This window comes from Nonomuraea marmarensis (genome assembly GCF_043197025.1).
Taxonomy (GTDB): Bacteria; Actinomycetota; Actinomycetes; order Streptosporangiales; family Streptosporangiaceae; genus Nonomuraea; species Nonomuraea marmarensis.
Window position 1 is genome coordinate 50,084 of the sequence record NZ_JBICRM010000047.1, and the last position, 6,000, is coordinate 56,083.

At 68.8% G+C, this 6,000-nt stretch carries 5 protein-coding genes; 2 read left to right on the top strand and 3 right to left on the bottom strand.

The window, feature by feature from the left end; genetic code table 11:
• Window positions 1-36: 36 nt before the first annotated feature.
• A complete protein-coding gene (locus tag ACFLIM_RS45135; RefSeq protein WP_393176087.1) occupies window positions 37-1,398 on the top strand; it encodes a carotenoid oxygenase family protein in 1,362 nt (453 codons plus the stop codon).
• Window positions 1,399-1,591: 193 nt separating this feature from the next.
• Window positions 1,592-2,092 (top strand): integrase core domain-containing protein, encoded by a 501-nt coding sequence (locus ACFLIM_RS45140; RefSeq protein ID WP_393176099.1) that lies wholly within the window; start codon window positions 1,592-1,594, stop codon window positions 2,090-2,092.
• Between the two features lie 430 nt (window positions 2,093-2,522).
• Here ACFLIM_RS45140 and ACFLIM_RS45145 read toward each other — a convergent pair whose 3' ends face one another.
• The 3 genes from ACFLIM_RS45145 to ACFLIM_RS45155 form a co-directional block, all read right to left on the bottom strand.
• Window positions 2,523-3,956 (bottom strand): sensor histidine kinase, encoded by a 1,434-nt coding sequence (locus ACFLIM_RS45145; protein WP_393176089.1) that lies wholly within the window; start codon window positions 3,954-3,956, stop codon window positions 2,523-2,525.
• Window positions 3,953-4,693, bottom strand: a complete 741-nt coding sequence (locus ACFLIM_RS45150; RefSeq protein WP_393176091.1) for a response regulator transcription factor — start codon at window positions 4,691-4,693, stop codon at window positions 3,953-3,955. Before ACFLIM_RS45150 ends, ACFLIM_RS45145 begins: the two co-directional genes overlap by 4 nt.
• A 145-nt stretch (window positions 4,694-4,838) precedes the next feature.
• Window positions 4,839-6,000, bottom strand: a 1,162-nt coding sequence (locus ACFLIM_RS45155) for a trypsin-like serine peptidase (RefSeq protein WP_393176093.1), incomplete at its 5' end; no start/stop codon positions are given.

Here is a 6,000-nt window from a genome sequence, read left to right on the forward strand (position 1 = left end):
TTCGTACACCGTACAACGGATCGACCTGAGGTGAGCATGGACCGCTACGACCGTTACCTGCACGGACCTTTCGCCCCAGTAAAGGAGGAGGTCACCGCCTACGACCTGCCCGTGACCGGACGCCTGCCCGCCGACCTGAACGGCCGCTACCTGCGGCTGGGCCCGAACCCGCTCGGCGTGGAGGACCCCATCACGCACTTCTGGGCCTTCGGCGCGGGAATGGTGCACGGCGTGCGCATCCGCGACGGCCGGGCCGAGTGGTATCGCAACCGCTGGGTCCGCTCGACGGAGGTCTCTGACGCACTGGACAGGATACGGCACGGGCTGCAGCCGCCCGCGTTCCTGCCGCCCTCCCCGAACATCCACGTGCTCCGTCACGCCGGGCGCACCCTGGCCCTGTCGGAGGCCGGTGGACTGCCGCACGAACTCGGCTACGAACTCGACACGATCGGGGAGTGCCCCATGGGCGCCACGCCCGAGGGTTCCAGCGCCAACGCACACTCGAAGGTCGATCCGCGCACCGGCGACCTACACTCGGTGGCGTACGTGCTGGGACGTCCGTTCGCGCAGCACATCGTCACCGATCCGGCGGGAACGGTCACCCGGGTCGCTTACATCCCGCTGCCCGGGGACCTCCCGTTCCTCCACGACTTCGCGCTGTCGGAGAACTTCGTGGTCGTCTTCGACATCCCGCTGACGTTCAGCATGGACGCGATGCGCTTCCGCTGGGACCCCGCGCACCAGGCCCACGTGGGCGTCCTGCCCCGGGCGGGAGGGCAGGTCCGCTGGTTCCCCGTCGATTCCTTCTACGTCAGCCACATCCTCAACGCCTACGACGACGGCTCGACGATCACCGTGGACCTGATCGTCGCCGAGGGACCCGTGGACGTCGCCGATCCCGGCGGCATCAAGCCCAGGCTCGACCGCTGGACCATCGACCTGCGCGCCGGGCGGCTGGAGCAGCGGTGCGTGGACGACCGGGCCCAGGACTTCCCGCGCGTGAACGACGCCTACGCCTCCCGTCCGCACCGCTACGGCTACTCCGCGGTGACCCCGGTGTACGGCATGCAGTTCACTCCCGAAGGCCCGCACCCTGACGACGCGTTCACCAACGCGCTGGTCAAGCACGACCTGGTGCGGGGCACGACGGAGGTGCACGGGTTCGCGCGGGACGCCGCCGTCGGTGAGGCTGCGTTCGCCGCAGACCCGAGCGGCGACCAGAACGAGGGCGCGGAGGACGCCGGTTACCTGATGGCCTACGTCGCCGACCCCGAGCGCGGCGCCTCGGACCTGGTGATCCTGTCCGCTCAGGACTTCACCGGGCCGCCCGTGGCCCGCGTCCACCTGCCGGTACGCGTGCCCCTCGGCTTCCATGGAAACTGGATCCCGGACGCCTGAAAGCCGTACGCGCTACTGATACTCGATCGCCGCGTCCACAGTATGGGAGATCCTGCACGCCGCCGGCATCGATCCCGCACCCCGCAGGGCCGGGCCGACCTGGCGGCAGTTCCTGACCGCCCAGGCGCACGCGATCACCGCCTGCGACTTCCTGGTCGTGGAGACGGTGCTACTCAAACGGTTGTACGTGCTGATGTTCATCGAGCACGGCACCCGCAGACTGCACCTGGCCGGGGTGACCGCGCACCCGACCGGGGCATGGGCGGTACAGCAGGCCCGCAATCTGGCCATGGACCTGGGCGAGCGCATCGACACGCTACGGTTCGTGATCCATGACCGCGATCCGCTGTTCACCATCGCGTTCGGGGAAGTGTTCAAGGCCGAAGGGCTGCGGATCATCACCACCCTGCCGCGGACGCCGAGGATGAACGCCATCTGCGAGCGCGTGATCGCAACCCTCCGCCGTGAACTCCTGGACCAGGTCCTGATCCTCGGCGAACGCCACCTGACCCTGATACTCCGCGAGTACTTGATCCACTACAACGGACACAGGCCGCACCAGTCCCGGCAACAACGTCCCCCGGACACCGAACCGCAGCCGATCCGGGACTTGGCCGAACTCGCCGACCTGCGATCCATCCGCCGAAAATCCGTCGTCGCGGGCGTTATCAGCCAGTATCACCACGCCGCATAGTCCCAGCTCAAACCACATAGCTCAATATTCGAGCGGTACACGCTCCGCGGCCCGATGCTCAGGTCTGGCAGCACCGCGCTCGGGTCCGCCCACGCTCGGGGGAATTCCTCCACAAAGTGCAAGGGTGGCGTCACAATCCGACATGGCGCCGTGTGTCGTATTGGCTCCCTCGATGCCGCCGCGCAACCAGTGGTGGCCACCTGCCCACGTCAATTCCGCAGGAGTGACCGATCATGGAGCACCGCACCGGAGCCCGACTGGCCTGGCCGTCCAGCCAAGCGGCTTCGTGGCACGGCGCTCGCAGGGCCACCGCGCAGTCGGAGTGCTCGCTCTGACCGCAGCTATCTGGCACAACGACAAGACCGGACAGCAATCAAGCGGTCACTGGTCGCCTACGACCACTGGCCGCGACCAGACCCCTTGGACTCTTTCATCTAGGCGACCCGGTTTCGCCGGGAGGGACCTGATCGCGTAAGGGCAGGCTGAGCGTGAACACCGTGTCCCCTGGCACGCTGGTCACCTCGACCCGCCCTCCGTGCGCGGCCGCGACCGCCGAGACGATGGCCAGGCCAAGTCCGCTGCCCCCGGCCAGGCGGGAGCGCGACCCGTCACCGCGCGCGAACCTACCGAACACGTGCGGCAGCGCATGTGCGGGAATCCCCGGCCCGTCGTCCGCGACCTCGACGCGCACCCGGTCCGACTCCAGCAGCACCGTCGCAGTGACGGTCGTGCCCGGTGGGGTGTGGGTGCGGGCGTTGGCCAGCAGGTTCGTCAGGACCTGGTGCAGCCGGTCGCCGTCCCCGACGACCAGGGCGGGCTCGTCGGGCAGGCTGATCAGCCAGCGGTGCCGGGGCGCGGCGGCGTGGGCGTCGCGGACCGCGTTCACCACGAGCGGCGACATGTCCAGCTCCAGCCGCTCCAGCGGCCGGCCCGCGTCCAGCCTCGCCAGCAGCAGCAGGTCCTCCACCAGCGTGGCCATCCGGCCCGCCTCGGAGCGGATGCGCCCGAGCGCGTGCGCCGTCTGCGGGCCCTGCCGCTCGCCGCTGCGCCTGGTCAGGTCTGCGTAGCCGACGATCGAGGCGAGCGGGGTGCGCAGTTCGTGGCTGGCGTCCGCGATGAACTGCCGCAACCTCGTCTCGCTCTCGCGCCGCACCGCAAAGGCCGTCTCGACGTGCCCGAGCATCCGGTTGAGCGCGCCGCCCACCTGCCCGGCCTCCGTACGCGGATCAGCGTCCACCTCGGGTACGCGGGCGAGCAGCACGGCATCCCCGCTGGCCAGCGGCAGCTCCGACACCCTGGCGGCGGTGGCGGCGAGCCGGCCGAGGGGGCGTACGGCACGACGTACGAGCAGGGTGCAGGCGACGGCCATCAGCGCGACGCCCGCCAGCGTGACCGCGGCCTCCACCACGACGAGCCTGCTCAGCATGGACTGCATACCGGTCACGGGCAGCCCCGTGACGGGCAGGTCGCCGTCGCGAGCCCAGGCGGCGACCATCCGGTAGTCGCCCAGCGGGCCGAGAGAGACCGTGACCGGCATGCTGGTGACGCGGGCCAGCGACGGCGGCGCCGCCACTTCGCGTACGGTGCCGGCCCCGGTCAGCACGGCTGCCCGCCGCACCATGCCTTGGTGTACCCGAGCCCCGAACGTGCCCTCTGCCTGCCCCGGGGACAGCAGGAACGCCACCTCGCCCGACTGCCCGACCGCGCCGGTGGAGCGGCGGACGGCCGAGCCGACCTGGCTGTCGAGCTGGTCGATAAGGAAGTCGTTGAACAGCAGCGTCGTCGCCGTGGCGATGACGACGGAGACGGTGGCCAGCAGGGCGATCGAGGAGACCACGAGCTTGGTCTCCAGCGACATCGTCATGCGGCGGGCCTGAGGGTGTAGCCGACGCCGCGCACGGTGTGGATCATCGGCCCGCCCTGCGCGTCGATCTTGCGGCGCAGGTAGGAGATGTACAGCTCGACCACGTTGCTCTGGCCGCCGAAGTCGTAGGCCCACACCCGGTCCAGGATCTGCGCCTTGCTGAGAACCCGCCCCGGATTGTGCATGAGGAAGCGCAGCAGCTCGAACTCGGTCGGCGTGAGCCTGATCTCCTTGCCGTCCCGCCGTACCTGGTGGCTCTCCTGGTCCAGGGTCAGATCGCCGACCACGAGCCCCGCGTCGGGCCGTGCCTGCACCACACCCGATCGGCGCAGCAGGCCGCGCATTCTGATGACGACCTCCTCCAGGTTGAACGGCTTCGTGACGTAGTCGTCCGCGCCCGCCCGCAGACCGATGAGCCGGTCCTGCACCGAGTCCTTCGCGGTCAGGAACAGGATCGGCACCCCCGGCAGCACGGCCCGCAACCTGGCCAGGAGCTCGATCCCGTCCATGTCGGGCAGCATGACGTCCAGGACGATCGCGTCGGGATGGAACCCGCGCGCCGCGCGGATGGCCTCGCCGCCGTTGTGCGCGCAGCGGACATCCCAGGACTCCTGGCGCATCACCATGGACAGGAGCTCGGTCAGCGGCGGCTCGTCATCCACGACGAGGATGTTGATCGAACTGCCGTCTGGGCGGAGCACGGACTCGGAATGGGAGTTCGGGCTGGTCGTGTGCATATTCGTGACGATGACGGTCCTGGATGAGTGTTTGATGATGCCTGCTTGTGAATCGCCTATGAGCAGCGGAAGGGCCCGGCGCGCGGCCGGGCCCTTCCTATCCCTTTAAGACGTGATCAGAGCTACCCAGAGTGACCCCCTTTCCCTAGAACAGCTTCCCGGACCAGACGGCCGCGGCCGCGGCGTAGACGGTGGAGGTCTCGCCGTCGAAGTACGGCGAGCTGATGTAGTCCACGCGGTCGTTCTCGTCCTGGTCGTAGAAGCTGCTGGTGACACCGTTGAGGTAGCCGAGCCGCTTGGCGCTGCTGTACTTCAGCAACCACGGTCCGCCGTCGGCGCCGGCGGTCATGGAGCACTTGAGTCCCACGTGCTCCTCGATCTTCTTGGCGGCCGAGCCGACCGTCTTGGCCGTGGTGGTGCCGTAGCACCACTTCGGCGTGACACCCGTGAACGGCTTGTTGCCGTCGGGCTGCGGCGCCTGCGGGTAGCCGAAGACATAGTGCGCCTTCTTCAGCGGCTGGTTCCAGGAGATGCCCTGCCCACCGACGTTGTCACCCAGCCGGCCCGCGTCCGCGGCCTCGACCACGTGGTACGTGTTCGACGACCGGTCGTAGTAGCCGAGGTCGCCCTTGGTGGTGTCGCTGCTCGGCTTGGCCCGGTCGGCGTTGTACTCGGTTTTGGTTACCGTCGAGTCCTTGACCGTCACGCCGTTGTAGACCGACACGAAGGCGTAGTCGCGGTCGTAGTCCTCGTAGACGCTGTAGTCGTAGTGCACGAACGCCTGCTTGCCGACGTAGATGCCCCACGGGGTCTTGCCCTGGTAGTAGCCGGGAACGAAGACCCAGTTGTCCATGAGTTGCTCGTCGTTGGCAGTGTCGTACACGCAGTGGCCGGCCGTGGCCACCACGTTGGCGTACTTGCCCTGGATGGAAGAGGCTGAGCACCAGCGCTTGTCACCCTTGGAGTCGACGAAGAAGACCTTGCCGATGGTCTTCGGCAGGTTGACGTTCTTCGACGTGGAGGTGGACGTGGTGGTAGCGGTCGGGGCGACCGAGCCCGCCTTGGTGTCAGTGGAGGCGGTGCCCGTGGTCGTGAGCTTGTCGACGTCGGTGGTGTCCTCCTCGACGTAGGTGGCGGCCTGCAGCGCGGCGCCGTTGTTCTGCAGCCAGAACGCGGCGATCCCCCGGGCGCTGGTGATGCTGACGCTCTCGGACGGCTTCACGTGCGAAGCGGCCTGCGCGGTGCCGACCAGCGAGGCGCCGAGGAGCGCCGCAGTGGCCAGGCCGCCGCCCAGGGGAACGAGGGTG